Raw genomic sequence first — 19,327 nt, 5'->3', positions numbered from 1 at the left:
TTAGCTTGAAGGCAGAGGTGACCTATGTATTATCGGATCATTCGCAGTGATGTGCTAAAGAGTAAAGTAATTACACTCGCAACCACCATTTTTGTCTCTGCTGCAGCCATGCTTGTTTCTCTTGCTGCCATACTTATTATCAATCTTACAGGTGCGCTGGATTCGTTAATGACGCAAGCGAAAACTCCGCATTTCATGCAGATGCACGCAGGTGAAGTGAATACGGCCCGGCTTACATCATTTGCGGAGCAGAACAGTAATGTTGATGAGTTCCAAATTGCCGAATTTCTTAACATAGACGGCGCTAAGATTATTCTCGGCGATCAATCACTTGCAAGTAGTGTTCAGGATCATGGATTCAGCGTCCAGAATGAGCAGTTTGATTACCTCCTCGATCTTGAAGGTAACAAGATAAGTGTGTCAGACGGAGAGGTTTACGTTCCTATAAGCTACATGAAAGATAACACGACGAAGGTTGGGGACAAGGCGTTCGTAGCCGGTAAAGAATTTACCGTGGCGGGATTTCTGCGAGATTCGCAGATGAATTCTGCGCTCGCTTCTTCCAAGAGATTTCTACTCAGCAACAATGACTACACCGAGATGAAGAGCTTTGGCAATACGGAATATCTAATTGAGTTCAGGCTGAAAGATATGTCGGAGCTCGGCGCATTCGAGACAGCTTATGCCTCAGCAGGACTTGAAGCGAACGGACCAACCATTACATACCCACTATTAAAAATGATTAACGCTCTTTCTGATGGCATGATGATCGGCGTCATTCTTCTGGTCAGTATTCTCATCGTTATCATCGCATTAATGTGTATACGATTTACGCTTCTTGCGAAAATCGAACAAGATATCCGTGAAATCGGCGTGATGAAAGCCATCGGGCTTCGTGTTTCCGATATCAAGAAGATGTATCTTGCTAAGTATGCAGCCATTGCAGCTGCAGGTAGTGTGATCGGATTTGCATTATCGCTTATGGTGAAAGGGATGCTTCTTGAAAATATACGACTTTATATGGGGGAAAGCGGGAATGCATCTCTTGCCTCACTGTTCGGATTTATCGGTATACTTTTTATATTCCTAACGATTATGGCCTATGTGAACGGCGTGCTCAGACGCTTTGGAAAGATATCTGCTGCTGAGGCCATACGTTATGGCACTTCACAGGAGAAGAATACAGGGACGAAACGCTTTCGCTTGAGCGGAAACAAGTGGTTTACCACCAATGTGTTTCTCGGTATACAGGATGTGCTTGCAAGGAAAAAACTTTATGGCACCATGCTGGCGGTTCTCGTCATTTCGGCATTTATGATGATGGTTCCTCAGAACCTGTACAACACAATATCTTCAAAGGACTTCATTCAATATATGGGGATCGGAAACTACGATATGCGGGTGGATATTCAACAGACGGATGACATCGCTGCAAAAACAACGGAAATCGTAAATCATATGAAAAATGACAGTTCCATTTCTAAATACGCCGTTTTAACGACTAAAACATTCAAAGTAACAACAGATAACGGTTCAGAAGAGAATATTAAAGTTGAACTCGGAGATCACTCGAAATTCCCAATAGCCTATTCTAAGGGTAAGGCACCTGCTCAAGTTAACGAAATTGCGCTGTCGACAATTCAAGCCGATGAACTAGGTAAAAGGATCGGTGATCACTTAACACTTGTGACCCGGGGGCAGGAGAAGGATCTGACGGTAAGCGGCATTTACTCCGATATTACGAATGGCGGCAAGACGGCAAAGGCCGTATTTTCAGATAACACGGCAGATGTCATGTGGTCTGTGATTAGTGCTGATCTGTCAGACCCATCGCTTATTGTTCGCACAACAACGGATTATGGAGATATGTTTTCTTTTGCCAAGGTATCCGATATTGATGAATTTGTTGCGCAGACGTTTGGCTCTACCATCAATTCTGTCAAAAAGGCATCCTTTACTTCAATCATCATTGCACTAGTGATAGGTCTGCTTGTAACTCTATTGTTTATGAAGCTCCTTGTTGTGAAGGATAGATACTCTATTTCTGTAATGAAGGCGCTTGGTTTTACGAACTCAGATATAAGGAAGCAGTATGTTACCCGTTCGGTTGCTGTTCTAAGTATCGGTATCGTTCTGGGTATTCTTCTGGCAAATACGGTTGGAGAGCTGCTAGCCGGTGCGATCATCTCCTCCTTTGGAGCTTCGTCTTTTCGCTTTACTATCAATCCGTTCTCCTCGTACTTGCTTATCCCATTGATGATGATTGGTGTTGTACTTATCGGGACGATCATCGGTACATCTGGCGCTGGAAATATCAAAATATCCGAGAATATAAAGGAGTAGGCATATGAAGAAAGTAATTATCGGGGAACAACTTGTAAAATCTTTCGACGAGGGCAATGAACAGCGGCGTGTTCTTGATCAAGTGTCTGTTGAGATCAACGAAGGAGAGTTTGTTGCGGTTATGGGCCCTTCGGGTTCAGGGAAATCAACGCTGATGTTTGCACTGAGCGGGACTGATGGTATTGATAGTGGAACAGTGATGGTGGATGGGAAGGAACTTTCAACGATTGGAGAGAATGAGCTGTCGGATCTTCGTAGAAGAATGATGGGGTTCATATTTCAGCAACCAACGATGCTCAGTAATCTGAATATTCTCGATAATATCATCCTTCCAGCCATGCGGGATAATCGAAAGAATGTAGTAGAAATTTCACAGAAGGCAAGAGCACTGATGAATAGGGTTGGGATTACAGAACTTGAGAAGCGAGATATCAAGCAAGTTTCCGGCGGTCAGCTTCAGCGTGCGGGAATATGCCGAGCGCTTATGAACAACCCGAGAATTATATTTGGCGATGAGCCTACGGGTGCGCTTAATTCTCAGTCTGCACAAGAAATCATGGATATATTATCTGAGATAAATGCGGAAGGGACTGCGGTGATGCTTGTAACGCATGATGCTAAGGTTGCTGCAAGAACGGAGCGCGTGATGTTTATGAGGGATGGTGCGATTGTAAGTGAGCTGAAGTTTCCGAAGTTCGAAGACACGGATATGGATAGAAGGGTTGAGGAAGTAACAGAGAGGATGCGAGAGATCGGAATTTGATCCTGAACAATAAAATAGACCATCATTGAAGATGATCTTTGTGTTGAAATATTTAGATATCCTTCGTACGAAGTGTTTTAAATTCTTTTGGTGTGACGCCGCTGTATTTCTTAAATACCGTTGAGAAATATTGTGCACTTGAAAATCCAAGTTTGGAGGATATCTCAGTAATGGAGAATTCAGAATTGCAGATATAACTCATCGCCTTATCTACTTTTGCAATACATATGTAATCTTTTACGGTGATATTCACATACTTTTTAAAAATTTTGGATAAATATCTCGTCGTTACGTTACAGTTCTGAGCTACATCATCCAGCGAAATATTACTCTCCATATTTTGATTAATGAAATGGATCGCTTTAATCGCAATCGGATTATCAACACTAAATACCTGGCGAACACTTCGTTCTATTTCACGAGATAGTAGAAACAACAATTCGTAGATATAGATATTAGCGAGTGGGACGTGATATTGATAGGATTCATTATTCGTTTCTTCACAGATTCGCTCAACACAGGAGAGAAGCTGGTCAGTAAATGAATGGATCGTGTACGCGCTATGTTTATCGGCCATATACTGCAGGAACTTTATATTCTCGTTGATTTTTGAGTCGGTTGCAATAAAGTTTTCAGGATTAAAGTGAATCTGTAGGAAGACGGCTGTTTGATTCGCCTTGACATGAAATGAATGAATCATATGAGAGAAGATGACCATCAACTCACCCTTGTGAACGGTAACCGTCTCACCATTTACAATGATGTCACATTCGCCTTCTTTCATTAAACAGATCTCCACATTACTATGGCAATGAGGTCCAAAAAAATATCCCGGCTTCAGCGTGCGCTGTAGTGCATTGTAGATCATGTTTTGTTCTAACTCATGGTATAAGAGTTCAACAGCCCTCTTCACATTAAGCGCCCCCGATCGTCTGAAGAAATTCAAGATCCTGTTTTCTATTTTTTTCTTATTTTGTGTGGTGGATGTATCCATGTCAAGTAGACAACACAAGGAGAGCAGCGATTGAATGTCGTTTTTTTTGAATAAAACACGAATTTTAGTTCCGTATTTCAAACAGTTTATCCATTTCGAGTACCTTTTTGGAAGCTAGTAAAAGAAAAACTTTGATAAGATTAATACGTTGTTGTAGGAATTACTCTAATTTTGTAATTAGAGTTTAACACTAAATAGAGAAGGGAGGATCAATCTAAATACATAAACATGAAACCGCATTCAATAGTTTTTAGTTGATTAATTGCAAACGCTTACTTGATATGCGAAGGAACTTGAATTCTAGACATTAGGGGGAATACATTAGTGCGAAGAAAACATAGTCGGATGATATCCAAATTATTTATTTGGATGATGGTTTTGTTGGTTGCTTCAAGTCAGCTGACGGTGCTCCCAAGTACGATTTATGCTACAGCAGGAGAGACGGGTGATCTGCCAATGATCGAAATTGAAAAAACAATCGAAAGTATCCCAGAAATCACGGTTGAGACTTTCGTGGGTGAACAGCCAGAACTTCCATCGGTAGTACAGGCCGTATACAATGACGGCACAACTACGGAAGTTGCGGTGATCTGGGATACAATAGAGCCTTCTGATTATGCTCAGGTAGGTACCTTTAACATAGAGGGCAGTGTTGAAGGCACGGATATCAAAGCCGAGGCAATCATCTCGGTTATGGATAAAGAATCATCAAGTGACGACATAACGGAGAATAAAGATCTTGAAAATTTCCTAGCGGAAATTAAAAGTAATGTTCCTGTGGATCAAGTCCCTGCATCCTATACGAACAACTATCAATCTATGGAACCGGAAGCCATGACTTTCGTCAAAGGAAACGGCTCTGCTTCCGTTAATAACGGATTGGCAGTATCGATTAGTAATTTGGGAAGTGGAGCGGTAGCAACATGGGATAAGGCTCCATGGCTTTCTTCAGGAATTATAGATACAACAATGCGTTATACGAGCACTAGCCAAGGAAATGTCGGTTTTGTTATTGGAGCTGGTGATCGTAACCAAGGCATGGCTATTCGTTATGATGCCGGCACCACTTGGGTAATTCAGAGTCCGGATGGCACGGGAGACTGGGAGCCATTTGTCGGACCCGAACTCAAGCGGGATACCGAGTATCACATCCAGCTTGGTTTTAGTGGGAAGAAGCTGCTTGTCATTGTAGACGGTAAGACTTACTACAATAAGGAAACGAATTTATTGAGTCAGGTGTCTGGATTAGGCCAGATCGGTCTGTATAAGCGCTATGCAACAGGAGATATCTCGATTAAGAGTCTAAGAATTGAAGGTGTAGGGTCCAAGGATAAACCTTCAAATATTATTAATTATGTGCAAGATTTTGAAGGTGAAAATTATATCCCGAGATGGTCTGGGCTAAATGCCAATGTTGTGACAGATCCTTTTACCGGGAATAAAGTACTTTCTCTTAAAAGAGGAACAAGTGAACGTGGTGTCGATTTGGATTCGCCTCAGATCCAGAAAGGTACCCTCTCATTAGATTTCAAACTGGTGGACCCAGTGAAATTGGGTAGTGGCCAAGGGTTTGCTTTTGGTTTTAGAATGAATGATTCAGCGAGCATCTTCAATGAACTCGGGGTGGACCCAAGTAGCTGGATTCCAGAATCCAATACAGGCTGGGGATCGAAGCAGGAGATTCCTTATCCGATTCAAGGTCGCTGGAACAATCTGATGTTTAATTTTAATGAAAAGACAATCACAGTTTATTTGAATAAAAAGCTGATTGGTAATATTACCTTTGATAAATTCTCTGATGTAGCTGGGCGTTTCGGTCTTCGCATTCGAAGCAGTGTAGAACTACACATCGACAATGTACAGTATACGAATCAGATCATTGAGCCTAAGAAAATAGCACAGTACAGCAATGATTTCGAAGATGGAATTAAGGGAATCTGGGAGGGTGCTGTTTCAACCATTATTAAAGAAGGCAGCAACCGAGTACTGAAGCTTTCTGAGATCACAGACAAAGCGATGAATATGGATGCAGTGTCTTTACCAAGTGGAACATTATTGTTAAATGTGAAGCCTGCAACAAGTGAGATTGGGTTTGTGATTGGGAATGGTTCCGTTGTTAGATATGACGGTGCGAAATGGGTACTGCTCAATAAAGATGGAGGCAGCACTGACTTTGTTCCTTCTGCTTCTAATAACTCGGCTCCTTTACCTTATCTCTGGAATAAAGTTGGACTTCAATATTCCGATAAGTCGGTAACTTTAAGTATAAATGGCGCTGAATTGCTTGCCACTTTGCCGGAAGGAGAGCAATTCGGAGAGGGACGTTTTGGGGTCATCTCCCAAGATGATATTTACGTGGATAACGTGCTCTTTACCGAAGAGTTCATTGATATGGATACGTCTTCATCCCATACGGAGAAACTGAGCTATGAAGCGTATTATGAAGGCCATTCAATAGTGAATTGGGATGGATTTAGTGGGACTCCGCAAATTTCAAACGGCTATCTGGAAGGTACAATTGCTGCAGGAGGTACTGCAACGAATCAGGATATAACAAATGTACCGAATGGCATATACCAAGTGAAGATGCACGCAGATAGAGCACTTGGCATGAAACTCGGAAATATCGCGGTATATGAGGAAAGTCCGGGAGAATGGACATATAAGCTAGAAGGCAGTAACGATGCTAATTCTATTGGCAGCGCTGCAGCTCTTGAATCCGGGAAAGATTACACACTCCGTGTAGAAATGATTGAGAATGAGCTTGTGCTTTATGTCAATGGAATGCTGGTTGGCCGCGTCATTGTAGATGGGTATGTACCAGGTTCATTCGGAATTTATAATTCGGGTAACCAAGCGACTCAGGTTAAGATTGATGCAATCACTGCAGAAGAGATTCGTGTGTATGCACCAGATTATAAATCTCAGAACTGGGGGCCTCTGGATAGCAGTAATCCAACCGTGCTCTCTCATGGCGATGGTAAAATCCAAGTCAACATGCCAGGCGTTTCATTAGCGGTGGATAAGGATAGCCCTAAATTTGCTGATCAGCGGCTTGAATTTGATGTTCAGACGAATGTGTCTGCTGGAGCAGATGGGGGTCGATATGGTTTTATCCTAAGAGGCTCGGCTGCTGACAAATATGTTGGTGTTGTTCACGATATCAATGGAAAGTGGAAGATCACTGCAAGTAGTGGTAACGAGGTGTCCTTCCCGAACACGTATCAGATGGAGGCAAATACTGAGTATCATATCGAGCTTCGTCTGGTGGGATCCACAGTAAGCCTCGCGATTACAGATCCGAAGGGTGTCACTACGGATATGGGTTCCGTATCGGAAGAGACACTGACTTCTATTCCAGGTTCGTTTGGTCTTCGTTCCTGGTATTCCGCCAAGAAGATGACGGTGAGTAACCTGAAAATGGTGGAATTAGAGTCCCTGCCTAGACTTAAACTGGCACAGGAGACAGATACGATTGAGAAAGATGGTCTGATCGTTACCGTCTATCAAGACTTCCCAGGCATTGTAGATTATCAAATGGATAATCACACACTTCAGGCTGACGTGGAGCAGACGAATAGCTTGAAGATTAATAATATGGAATATGTACCAAGTACAGTATCGAAGAAGTTGGGCGAGAGCACATATCAGTACACCATGACGATTGACGAAATCGGCGTTGTGATTGATGGACATCTCGAAGTTAAGCCCAACCAAATCGTTCGTTTTGAAATCGATAAAATCACTGAAAACTCAAGTTTCTTGGTGCGTTCGATCCAAATGAATAACTCCCTGATTCATGTGAACAGCGCGATGAAAGACGCTACGTATGCATGGAGCAAGTCAGACGGAGCGTGGCACGGAATCACGGAAGAAATCGTTGATAACATGTCGAATATGAAACAAAGCGGAACGGCCGGAGTTACGATGGCTATGGTCAGTGCAGAAGGCCTCGGCGCATCCGTAGAGAACAATGTAATGAGCGGTGGTAATAAACTAATCCTGACCTCAGAGAAGAAACCGCTTGTTAATAAACTGACGGTGAAGCCGGGCAGCTGGACTTATCGCCATCTTCAAAGCAGTGAGACGGAGGCATTGCCATGGTATGAAGTGGTGGTGACTGGGGAACGCAATAACGATGGAAAAACAGATTGGCAGGATGCAACCGTCGCTTATCGGACGGACATCTACAAAGAGCCATTTGGCGCACAGGACATCAAGAATAATATGATGTACATTGCATTCAACTTCGCAAGCCAAGCGAATGATCCATTTGTGAACAGTCTGGATACAGGGAAAGTTCTGTATAACTATACGGATGGATTTGGACAGATGGTTCTGCATAAGGGTTATCAGGCAGAAGGACATGATGACGATATTCCTTCCTACTCCAATATTGGTGTAAGACAAGGTGGAGTGGAAGATTTCAACTATCTGATCAATGAAGGGAAAAAGTACAACCTGAACATCGGTGTGCATCTGAATGCAACAGAATATCAATTGGATGCGAACGAACTGAAATACTCCAATTTAAGTGGAGCAACAACGAATGGTCCGAAGACAGACAGGCTCCTTAAAGGTTGGGACTGGATTGATACCGCGTATTATGTAGATCAAACGAAGGATGTCTTGAGTGGCGAATTGAACTCACGATTTACGAATCTATATAATCTCACGAAGGATTCTAATGATCCAAACGATCCTGGGCTAGATTTCTTCTATGTAGACGTGTATACCGGCAATGATTATAACGCTTATAAATTGTTGCAGTATGCGAATGACCTTGGAATCAAGATCGGAACAGAATTTGCGGGTCCACTGGAACCGGGTTCAACTTTTGTTCACTGGGGTCCGGATTTAGGGTATCCGAATAAAGGGAACAACAGCATCCTGTCTAGAATGGTGAAGAATAACCTGGATATTTTTGTGGGTAATGCACTATTTAAAGGGCAGAAGATCCCGGTTGTGACCACTTGGGGTGACTCCAAGCCGGATCTACAGCAAGGGGTAACGGTATTCTTCAATGAAGTATTGCCAACGAAGTTTATGCAGCACTTTGGTGTACTGAAATATGAAGAAGATCAAATCACTTTTGATAACGAAGTTGTATCGAAGCGTAATAAGAAAACCAAAATGATTGAGCTTACGAAGAACGGTAAGCTGATCTCCTCTTGGAAGGATACAGGAACAACGACTGATGAATCAGTGCGTCATACCGGTGAAGCGAACTCATTGATTCCATGGGTGTGGGATATTAAGACTAATAACACCTTAGGTGCGAATGAGGGTGCGAAGCTGTACCACTGGAACACAACAGGGGACCCAACGACTTGGGAGTTGACCGATGAGTTTAAAGATGTGACTCAGTTCAACATGTATGAACTGACCCAACAAGGTAAAGTACTTGTCGGCACGGTGGTTGCTCAGAATGGATCACTTACCATTAACAAAGCTAAGAAAAACACGCCATATGTGTTGTATCCAGCTTCAGCGGAGGCCTTGAATTTGGTCCCTAGTGCAGGAAATTGGGGAGAGGGCAGTCTAATCAAGGATTTCGCCTTCAATTCAGAGAAGTTCAATGTTCCTGGTTCATGGACCGTGGATGATAAGAATAACATTGCCATCAAGTCCGTTGAAGGTGATGTGGAGTATGATACGACAAAGGAAATGAACCGATCGAACTGGAATAGATATGCCGAGGTCGGAAGTAAGGCGGGTGTCCTATCGCAAGAAATTACCGGACTTCAGCCAGGTCAGGATTACACCGTCGGGGTGTGGACTCAGACTGAGAAGGGAAGGAAATCTTCAATTCAAGTTACGATTGATGGTAAGACTTATACCAATGACGTCACAGGGATGGATGGAACTCACAAGTCATCGTTCAAATACGTGGATACGAAATGGCAGCGAATGAGTGTTGAATTCAAGGTTCCTGCAGGAGTAACAACGGCTACAGTGAGCCTTGAAGCCGAGGCCGGAGCGGGTACCGTACAATTTGATGATGTGCGTATTTGGAAGCATACCACGGTCGAGAATGATCCAACGAATGAGGGTTATGTGGTATATGAGGACTTCGAGAATGTGTATGAAGGTTGGGGACCATTTGAGTACGGTGGTGGTTCTAGACAAATTCATATTGCGAGCGATCGAAGCAATCCACTTGACAATAATCCAATCGCTCTGCCATCCGAGGACCAAGTAGGTCCAGTCATGACTTGGGTTCTAGATGGAGAGAATTCGCTCAAAGTGAACGAGACGGATGTTGGCAAATTCATTCAAACGAATGAATCCAGTGTCAAATTGAAACCAAACACCAAATATGACTTAGGCTTTATCTATACTCAGGAGAAGAGCGCCGTTTACGAGGTTTCTGTGCAATCCCGCTCTACTGGGAAGGTTGTGCTTAAGGAAGTACTTCAAAAGGTAGAAAATCCGGGTAATAAAGCGGGGAAAGATGGAGGCTATAAGCCATTCCAGAAATACTTCACAACAGGTGATCAAGATGATTACCAAGTCATTTTCAAAATGGTGAAGAAAAATGCAGATAGTGGTCCTACATCGGATTTCGCTTTTATTCTAGATAACTTCTACATTAAAGCGTATAGTGTGGAGGCTTCAAAAGAGATTCTTAAGGGATCCATCGAGCATGCTCTTACACTGAAGGACTCTGATTATACAGCCGAGACATGGGCTGTGGTTGCTACAGCTCTGGATAAGGCTCAGAAGCATCTTGACGATCCAAGTGCTACGGCCGCTTCACTAGATGCGGTGAGAGAAGAACTAGACCATGCAATTGATAGTCTTGTATTGGCAGTTACTATTATATCCATTGCGGATGTACAGGTTGAAACGGTAGCGGGTACAGCTCCGAGTCTGCCTAAACAAGTGACGGTGACATGGAGTAATCATACGACAGAGAAGGTTTCGGTTGTATGGGATGCAATTAGTCCTTCCAAGTATGCACAAGCGGGTACTTTCCAGGTGAAAGGATCGGTCGATGGAACGGATCTGAAAGCTACTGCGACTGTAAAAGTGAAAGCGAAGGACACCGGTAATCCGGGTACAGATCCAGGTACAGATCCTGGAACAGGGTCTAACCCAGACCATGGATCGAACCCAAGTCCAACTCCGAAACCTGAGGTTAATCCGAAACCAGATCCAGAAGCGGGTGGTGGACCGGATACGGGGAATGAGGAAGGAAGCAAGCCTGAAGAGGGTAACAACAAGCCGAAATTATTCGTGGATACAGTCGGTCACTGGGCGAACAAGCATATCGAAGCGCTTTCGAGTCGGGGAATTATCATGGGCGTAAGCGAGCAGAAATTTGCTCCGAATATGACCATCAACCGCTCTGAAATTGCGGCGATGTTAACACGTGCTCTTGGTCTTAAAGCAGGTGGTAGTGCCGTATTCAAAGATGTCGCAGAAGATAAGTGGTACAAGGATGCTATAAGTGCGGCAGCGGATGCAGGTCTGCTTCAAGGATACGCAGGGAATGTGTTTGCTCCTACGAAGCCTTTAAGCCGTGAAGAGATGGCTGTTATTATCGTAAGAGTGCTTGAGATGAAAGGGAAGTTGCCGGAAGTTTCGGGTACGACACAGCAAATGCTTTCGAAATATAAAGATGCCGATCAGGCTGGAAATTGGTCTAAGAAAGCATTAGCCATTTGTACTGAGCTTGGTCTCATCCAAGGAACACCTGATCAGAAGCTCAATCCGAAGAAGCATCTGACTCGGGCTGAGGCGGCAGTATTATTTAACAAGTTATTAACGATTGTAGAATCAGATAAGAACGTGGACTAAAGAACTTGTGCAACACATGAAAAACGAGCCTTAGGTATATTCCTAAGGCTCGTTTGTTTTTTTGCTATTATAAATCTATGCTAATCACTACACGCGCCCTTTGGTCATAATCCGGTAATCTCGTGGCGTGACGTCACAGCTGCGGCGGAAGCTTTGTGAGAAATAACTCTGAGAGGAAAAGCCCGTCGATTCAGCAACTTGTGAAATGGAAAGATCCGTTGTTTCTAGTAGCTCTTTGCTGGCACGAAGCCTGACCTCATTCAAATAATTGATAGGGGACATACCATAATATTTAGTAAACGTATGAGATAGATAATATTTACTTATATGAGCTCGTTCTGCAAGAGAGTCGAGCGAGATATCTTCTGAATAGTTGGAATCGATATAGCGTTTGATCCGGCTGCAGACCTTGTTCGCCTTTTGAGTAGTGACGACAGAGAAGGGATGACCCGAGCTACGCATTAAGCTAATCACAACAACCTCAAGTAAGTTTTGACAGATGGCCTCGTAGTTTTCATGCTTATTCTCCGTTTCTCGAAGCATCGCGTTGAAATAGAACAATAGCTCATCCCGCTGATTTTGATAGTTAATGATCTCATGATTACGACTTCCTGTTCGATCTCCGAAATCGAAGCTCATTCCCTCGACCCCAAGAACAACATACTCCAGCGGATTATTGCTAACAGATACCTCGGTATGCTCTACATTCGGATTGACGATGACAAGATCATCTTGCTTCACTGGAAACATTTCATCCTCTACGATGAAATTGCCTTGCCCGCTTCGGACATAGAACAACTCAGAAAAATTATGAGAATGACGTATGCTGGACCAGTCACCTTCATAGATTGCGGAACTGACATAGATGAGCCGAGCTGGAATCTCTCCTTGTCTCTTCCCAGGTATCCAATATCGTACATTCCCCAAATATCTCAGTCCTTTCCTGTCATATAATTTCACTCTACCACTAGATTCGACAACAATAAACAAGGATCGTTATTAATTTATAAAATTGTAATATAGCAAGATATATAAAATGAAAGGCAATATGTCTGTTGAAATAAAACGACTTGGTGGGATAAGATGAAACAGTAATGTATACGGTTACACTATTCACAAAAAAAGATAAATACGGAGGGGTATTGTGAAAAAAGTTATTAGCCTTGCAGTTACAGCTTTATTGTCGCTTAGTCTTGCAGCCTGTGGTAGCACTTCAGAGAATGGTTCTGGTTCTACATCGACAGATACGCCTAATACACCATCGGATACGACAACTACAGAGACGCGTACGCTTAAGTTAGCCGCACTCGAAACGGCTTATGGCGCTGATGTGTGGGGAGAGATTACAGCAGCATTTGAAAAGGCAACCCCTGGAGTAAAAGTAGAAAGCACGATTGATAAAAATATTGAAGATGTCATTGGACCTGGCATGAAATCCGGTGAGTTCCCTGACGTCATCCATTTAGCAACTGGTCAGAAAAAGGGTCTGACTGAAACTTTTGTTAAAGATAACAACCTAACAGATCTTACCGATGTTCTATCGATGACTGTTCCTGGTGAAAGCGTTACCGTAAAGGACAAGTTGATCCCTGGATTCACGGATACGACAATTACGAATCCTTATGGCGACGGTAAGACTTACCTTATGCCAATGTTCTACAGCCCTACGGGATTATTCTACAATGCAGGTCTGTTTGAACAAAAGGGCTGGGAAGTTCCTAAGACTTGGGACGAAATGTGGGCTCTAGGTGATAAAGCTAAAGCTGAAGGAATTGCACTATTCTCCTACCCAACGACAGGATACTTTGATTCTTTCTTCTATGCTTTGCTTAACGAAGTCGGTGGTGCGGAATTCTTCACGAAAGCAACGCACTATGCTGAAGGAATCTGGCAGTCCCCAGAAGCGACACAAGTATTCGATATCATTACTAAACTAGCTACATATACAGAGAAAACAGTCCCAGCGAACGGTAACAAAGATAACTTTACTAAAAACCAACAACTTATTCTAGACAATAAAGCACTGTTCATGCCGAATGGTACTTGGGTCGTTGGCGAAATGAGTAAAGCTCCTCGTGCAGAAGGTTTCAAATGGGGCTTCACAGCTCTTCCTGCCGTAAAAGATGGTGGCGACAGCTACTCTTACACATTCTTTGAACAAATCTGGGTTCCTGCAAAAGCGGAGAACGCGGATCTAGCAAAACAGTTCATCGCATATCTGTACTCTGATGAAGCCGCTGCTATTTTTGCTAAAGTGGGTGCCGTTCAACCGATTAAAGATATGTCCAATAAACTTGATGGTGACAACAAACTCTTCTACAGCATCTATGATAATGGTGCAAAAGCATCTATGGGCGCATTTGCAACAACAGACCCTGTTGAAGGCGTTAACATCAGTGATACCGTATTCGGTACGATCGATTCCCTAGTAACCGGTGCTAAGACTCAGCAACAATGGGTTGATGCCATCACAAAAGATAGCGATGCCCTGCGCGGTGCATTGAAACAATAATAAGGTGGATTTTTAGGGTTCCCCTCGATGAAGTAGGGGAATCCACAAAAATCCAGTAATGATGGTGGTCAGCATTAGCTGCCCACCATTATTCTGACCTTAAGAAGGAGAGATCGCCAATGAATTCCACCAAAGGAAGAGGACGCTTTATATTCCTCTGTCTAGCACCTGCTGTTCTCCTATTCATCATATTCTTGATTATCCCTACATTTGATGTATTTCGGATGTCCATGTACAAGTGGGGAGGCTACACCGATAACAAAACCTTTGTAGGTATGGAGAATTTCACGAAACTTTTTCAAAGTGATAAATTTTATCAGACCTTCCAAAACAGTGTTCTACTCATTGTCATCGTTACAGTCGTAACCTTTAGCTTGTCACTTCTATTTGCCTCGATGTTGTCCCGTGAAAAAATCAAAGGACAAAATCTATTACGCGTCATTTTCTACATTCCGAACATCCTGTCCGTTGTTGTTATTAGCGCGATCTTCTCAGCCATTTATGATCCGAATAGCGGGCTTCTGAACTCCTTCGTGAATTTATTCCGTGGATCAGGGGCAGAGCCGATTCTGTGGCTTGGAGACCAGAACATTGTTATCTTCAGTCTCGCCGGCGCAATGATATGGCAGGCCATTGGCTATTACATGGTCATGTATATGGCAAGTATGGCTAACATTCCCGAGAGTTTATATGAATCAGCGCAGCTAGAGGGTGCAGGTCGGATGACTCAGTTTTTCTCTATCACTATCCCACTCATCTGGACGAACATACGCACGACCCTCACCTTCTTCATTATCAGCACGATTAATATGAGCTTCCTATTCGTTATGGCTATGACAGGCGGCGGCCCAGACGGTGCCACTGAGGTATTCCTGAGCTACATGTATAAAGAAGCTTATACCAATTCCTCGTATGGCTACGGAATGGCAATCGGTGTTGTTGTGTTCCTGTTCTCGTTTGCGCTTGCAGCGATCTTGAATGTAGTCACTAAACGAGAGCATTTGGAGTATTAAGGAGGGGACAAGATGAAGAAAGATAAACTCGCAGGGCAACGCGGTAGCGATAAGTTCTATAAAGGCTTTATATATGTAATATTGATTGCTTTGGCCGTCATCATTGCAATCCCCGTGCTATGGGCGTTCATGTCTTCGGTCAAACAAGATAGTGAGTTCTATGGCAGCCCGTGGGCGCTTCCAGAAGGCATTTATCTGCAGAACTTTGCGGATGCATGGTTTAAGGCCAAGATGGGTTCATACATGCTTAATTCGGTTTTGGTAACAGCTATGGCACTCGTGATTTTACTTGTAGTAGCACTGCCAGCAGCCTATGTACTTTCACGATTTAAATTTATAGGAAATGGTTTTTGGAACATGTTGTTCATGGCGGGGTTGTTTATCAATATCAACTACATCGTCGTACCGATTTTCCTAATGCTTAACAACGGGGATAAGGTAGCTCGCAGTATTTTTGGACATCCGATTCTATTAAACAATCTGTTCGTCCTTGCCATCGTTTATGCTGCTATGGCACTGTCCTTCACCATCTATCTGATGTCAGGATATTTCAAATCTCTACCGAAAGAATACGAGGAAGCAGCTTCCGTGGATGGCGCAGGTTATTTCCGCACGATGGTTCAAGTGATTATGCCTATGGCTAAACCGAGCATTGTCACGGTCATTCTGTTCAACTTCCTATCGTTCTGGAACGAATATATCGTTTCTATGACACTATTACCAAAGCCGGGACTCAAAACACTGCCTGTTGGCTTAATGAACCTGATGGCAGCGCAGAAATCGGCGGTTGAATACGGTCAGATGTACGCAGGTCTCGTACTCGTTATGCTTCCGACTCTCATTCTGTATATTCTCGTACAAAAGAAGCTAACCCAAGGAATGACTATGGGCGGGTTGAAAGGTTAAGGTGGCTAATATGAATGATTCGATGAATGCTTTACGTGGTGTGCTGATGCTGATTGTGTTTATCATCGGTATGACACTCGTGATTGTCGGCGTAAAACACATTGGTGCACCCGGACTCGGTCTTATGTTACTTGGGCTCGCCATGTTGATTAGTCTGCTGTGGTTCTATAATCGTAAATACAAATAAAGGAGCTGTCATCGATGAGTAAAACTAGAGGACGTGTTACGATACCAACGGATTTGGACGTTATTTCCCAGACGCATGAGGTCATGAAACGCTGGGGAGCGGACGCCGTACGTGACTGTGATGGTACTGACTTTCCGGTGGAGCTGCAAGAAGTCGATGCTAAGATATACTCCACGTATTATACGACTCGTAAGGACAACGTATGGGCAAATGCGAATCCGGACGAAATCCAGCAGATGTATTTGATGACACCGGCACATACAGCTGAAGGACCAAGCCTATCCATCAACTTAATGAAGGGTCTTTATCCGGATATGCTCGCTGTGAACACCCGCGATGATATCAAGCGCTGGTGGGAAGTCATCGATCGCACGACAGGAGAGCCTGTCCCTACCGATCAATGGAGCTATGACGAGAAGACAGGAAATGTAAACATCACTACCACGGCATTCCATGATTATACGGTTAGCTTTTTGGCTTATATCATGTGGGATCCCGTTCATATGTACAATGCGGTCGTCAATGAATGGAAGGACGTGGAGCATCAGATTACCTTTGATGTTCGTCAACCGAAGACCCGTGAATACACCATGGAGCGTATCCGTAAATTTATTAAAGATCATCCGTATGTCAATGTGATTCGTTATACAACATTTTTCCACCAATTCACCCTCGTTTTCGATGAGCTTGCTCGTGAGAAATACGTGGACTGGTACGGCTATTCAGCTTCGGTAAGCCCGTATATCCTCGAACAGTTCGAAGAAGAAGTTGGCTATAAGTTCAGAGCTGAATATATTATTGATCAAGGCTATTACAATAACAATTATCGCATACCAACCAAGGAGTTCCGTGATTTCCAAGCCTTCCAGCGCCGTGAAGTGGCGAAGCTTGCCAAGGAAATGGTCGATATCACCCACGAATGTGGGAAGGAAGCGATGATGTTCTTGGGCGATCACTGGATCGGTACAGAGCCTTTCATGGAGGAATTCGCGACGATTGGTCTGGATGCCGTAGTTGGCAGTGTAGGGAACGGTTCAACACTAAGGCTGATCAGTGACATTCCAGGTGTGAAATATACAGAAGGTCGCTTCTTACCTTATTTCTTCCCAGATACCTTCCATGAAGGTGGAGATCCAGTTAAAGAAGCGAAAGTGAACTGGGTGACAGCAAGACGTGCGATCCTTCGCAAACCTATAGATCGGATTGGCTATGGTGGATATCTGAAGCTGGCGCTCGATTTTCCAGACTTTATCGATTATGTAGAAAGCGTAACGGATGAATTCCGTACGCTATACGACAACGTACAGGGAACAACACCTTATTGTGTTAAGACGGTTGCGGTTCTTAATTGTTGGGGGAAAATGCGGGCATGGGGTAACCATATGGTCCATCATGCACTCTATTATAAGCAAAATTACAGCTATGCTGGCATTATCGAAGCACTCTCCGGTGCACCATTCGATGTGAAATTCATCAGCTTCGATGATATTAAACAAGATGCCTCCATTCTGGATGGAATTGACGTCATATTGAATATCGGGGATGCAGATACGGCCTATACGGGCGGAGAATGGTGGCTGGATACAGACATCGTGACCGCAGTGAAAGGTTTTGTTCATAAGGGCGGCGGATTCATCGGAGTGGGTGAGCCAACGGCGCATCAAGCAAATGGACGATATTTTCAACTGGCGAATATCCTCGGCGTAGAGGAAGAGCGTGGATTCACCCTAGGCTATGATAAGTATAACTGGGATGAGCATGATCATTTCATTACGGCCGATTGCAAAACCAATAGTGATGGACAAAAGGAAATCGACTTTGGTGAAGGTAAGAAAAATATCTTTGCACTAGAAGGTACGACGATCCTCCGTCACTTGGATAAAGAAGTCCAGCTTGCTACGAACGAATTCGGTAGCGGAAGAAGCGTATATATTAGTGGTCTGCCATATAGCTTCGAGAACAGTCGCTTGTTGTATCGTGCAATCCTGTGGAGTGCTCACAGCGACCACGAGCTGAACCGCTGGTTCAGCGAGAACTATAACGTCGAGGTTCACGCCTATGTGAAGAACGGTAAATACTGTGTCGTGAACAACACTTACGAGCCGCAAGAAACAGTCGTTTATCGTGGGGATGGGTCTAGCTTCGCTCTGAAATTGGAAGCGAATGAGATTAAGTGGTATGAGATTTAAATGCGGCAGGATGTAAGTTGCTATTGTGAGCTTAAGTGATAGGAAAGACCGTCCATTGGGCGGTCTTTTTGTATTTGGGGCGAAGTTGCTTGGTAGGTTCATGCACGAGGTGGGGGGAATCAGCTTTTGTTGTTTTGCAACGGAGCTCACTTCGTCAAAAGAATAGGCAATAAAGACATTGACTTACTGGTCTATAAGTCGTAGACTTATAAATCATAAAGGTCGATAACATATAGACCAAGGGAGGTGCAGTCATGGCGGAATACACACTTACCGAAAGTGAAGAGAAGTTCGCAGATATCATCTGGCAGAATGAACCGATCGGCTCTGGCGATCTGGTGAAGCGGTGTGAAGACGAGATGAAGTGGAAAAAGTCCACTACGTATACCGTGTTGAAAAAATTATGTGAGAAAGAGATTTTTCAGAATGAAAATGCAGTGGTTACGTCTTTAATTCCTAAGGACGAATATGTTTCAAAACAAAGTCACCGTTTCGTTGAGGACACCTTCGGCGGGTCATTACCTAAATTTCTAACAGCATTCATGGGCGCGAAGAAACTAAGCAAACGACAAGCTGATGAATTAAAGAAGCTAATTGATGAACACAAGGAGGAGTAG

General features: G+C 43.6%; 11 protein-coding genes. 9 read left to right on the top strand and 2 right to left on the bottom strand.

Annotated elements, in window-relative coordinates; translation table 11 throughout:
• Nucleotides 1-24: 24 nt before the first annotated feature.
• Both AC3WJJ_RS23120 and AC3WJJ_RS23115 read left to right on the top strand, forming a co-directional pair.
• A complete protein-coding gene (locus AC3WJJ_RS23120; protein WP_492544200.1) occupies nucleotides 25-2,343 on the top strand; it encodes an ABC transporter permease in 2,319 nt (772 codons plus the stop codon).
• Between the two features lie 4 nt (nucleotides 2,344-2,347).
• A complete protein-coding gene (locus AC3WJJ_RS23115; RefSeq protein WP_492544198.1) occupies nucleotides 2,348-3,106 on the top strand; it encodes an ABC transporter ATP-binding protein in 759 nt (252 codons plus the stop codon).
• Nucleotides 3,107-3,158: 52 nt separating this feature from the next.
• Here the strand turns inward: AC3WJJ_RS23115 and AC3WJJ_RS23110 are convergent, their stop codons facing one another.
• Nucleotides 3,159-4,019: an AraC family transcriptional regulator gene (locus AC3WJJ_RS23110; RefSeq protein WP_422659838.1), complete on the bottom strand. Its 861-nt coding sequence runs from the start codon at nucleotides 4,017-4,019 to the stop codon at nucleotides 3,159-3,161.
• Between the two features lie 405 nt (nucleotides 4,020-4,424).
• Here AC3WJJ_RS23110 and AC3WJJ_RS23105 point away from each other — a divergent pair, with 405 nt between their 5' ends.
• On the top strand, nucleotides 4,425-11,903 hold the full coding sequence (locus AC3WJJ_RS23105; RefSeq protein WP_492544195.1) for an endo-alpha-N-acetylgalactosaminidase family protein: 7,479 nt from the start codon (nucleotides 4,425-4,427) through the stop codon (nucleotides 11,901-11,903).
• Between the two features lie 87 nt (nucleotides 11,904-11,990).
• Here AC3WJJ_RS23105 and AC3WJJ_RS23100 read toward each other — a convergent pair whose 3' ends face one another.
• Nucleotides 11,991-12,830 carry a helix-turn-helix domain-containing protein gene (locus AC3WJJ_RS23100; RefSeq protein ID WP_422659840.1) on the bottom strand — a complete coding sequence of 280 codons (840 nt, stop codon included), beginning with the start codon at nucleotides 12,828-12,830 and terminating at the stop codon, nucleotides 11,991-11,993.
• A gap of 217 nt (nucleotides 12,831-13,047) precedes the next feature.
• Here AC3WJJ_RS23100 and AC3WJJ_RS23095 point away from each other — a divergent pair, with 217 nt between their 5' ends.
• The 6 genes from AC3WJJ_RS23095 to AC3WJJ_RS23070 all read left to right on the top strand — a co-directional run bounded on the left by AC3WJJ_RS23095 (nucleotide 13,048) and on the right by AC3WJJ_RS23070 (nucleotide 19,327).
• Nucleotides 13,048-14,415, top strand: a complete 1,368-nt coding sequence (locus tag AC3WJJ_RS23095) for a carbohydrate ABC transporter substrate-binding protein (protein ID WP_422659841.1) — start codon at nucleotides 13,048-13,050, stop codon at nucleotides 14,413-14,415.
• Nucleotides 14,416-14,534: 119 nt separating this feature from the next.
• Nucleotides 14,535-15,428: a carbohydrate ABC transporter permease gene (locus AC3WJJ_RS23090; RefSeq protein WP_422659842.1), complete on the top strand. Its 894-nt coding sequence runs from the start codon at nucleotides 14,535-14,537 to the stop codon at nucleotides 15,426-15,428.
• 12 nt (nucleotides 15,429-15,440) lie between these two features.
• Nucleotides 15,441-16,334 carry a carbohydrate ABC transporter permease gene (locus tag AC3WJJ_RS23085; RefSeq protein WP_422659843.1) on the top strand — a complete coding sequence of 298 codons (894 nt, stop codon included), beginning with the start codon at nucleotides 15,441-15,443 and terminating at the stop codon, nucleotides 16,332-16,334.
• Between the two features lie 10 nt (nucleotides 16,335-16,344).
• Nucleotides 16,345-16,521 carry a DUF6903 family protein gene (locus AC3WJJ_RS23080; RefSeq protein ID WP_492544192.1) on the top strand — a complete coding sequence of 59 codons (177 nt, stop codon included), beginning with the start codon at nucleotides 16,345-16,347 and terminating at the stop codon, nucleotides 16,519-16,521.
• A gap of 14 nt (nucleotides 16,522-16,535) precedes the next feature.
• Entirely contained in the window at nucleotides 16,536-18,710 is a 2,175-nt protein-coding gene (gene gnpA, locus AC3WJJ_RS23075; protein ID WP_492544190.1) for a 1,3-beta-galactosyl-N-acetylhexosamine phosphorylase, read from the top strand.
• A gap of 254 nt (nucleotides 18,711-18,964) precedes the next feature.
• On the top strand, nucleotides 18,965-19,327 hold the full coding sequence (locus AC3WJJ_RS23070) for a BlaI/MecI/CopY family transcriptional regulator (RefSeq protein WP_422659847.1): 363 nt from the start codon (nucleotides 18,965-18,967) through the stop codon (nucleotides 19,325-19,327).

It is taken from the genome of Paenibacillus sp. FW507-14B1B, assembly GCF_058781425.1.
This window is presented reverse-complemented; position numbering and strand designations above follow the sequence as displayed.

Coding starts and splice junctions, on each gene's coding strand:
- AC3WJJ_RS23120 (WP_492544200.1), top strand. CDS start 25: ATGTATTATCGGATCATTCGCAGTGATGTGCTAAAGAGTAAAGTAATT.
- AC3WJJ_RS23115 (WP_492544198.1), top strand. CDS start 2,348: ATGAAGAAAGTAATTATCGGGGAACAACTTGTAAAATCTTTCGACGAG.
- AC3WJJ_RS23090 (WP_422659842.1), top strand. CDS start 14,535: ATGAATTCCACCAAAGGAAGAGGACGCTTTATATTCCTCTGTCTAGCA.
- AC3WJJ_RS23085 (WP_422659843.1), top strand. CDS start 15,441: ATGAAGAAAGATAAACTCGCAGGGCAACGCGGTAGCGATAAGTTCTAT.
- AC3WJJ_RS23080 (WP_492544192.1), top strand. CDS start 16,345: ATGAATGATTCGATGAATGCTTTACGTGGTGTGCTGATGCTGATTGTG.
- gnpA (WP_492544190.1), top strand. CDS start 16,536: ATGAGTAAAACTAGAGGACGTGTTACGATACCAACGGATTTGGACGTT.
- AC3WJJ_RS23070 (WP_422659847.1), top strand. CDS start 18,965: ATGGCGGAATACACACTTACCGAAAGTGAAGAGAAGTTCGCAGATATC.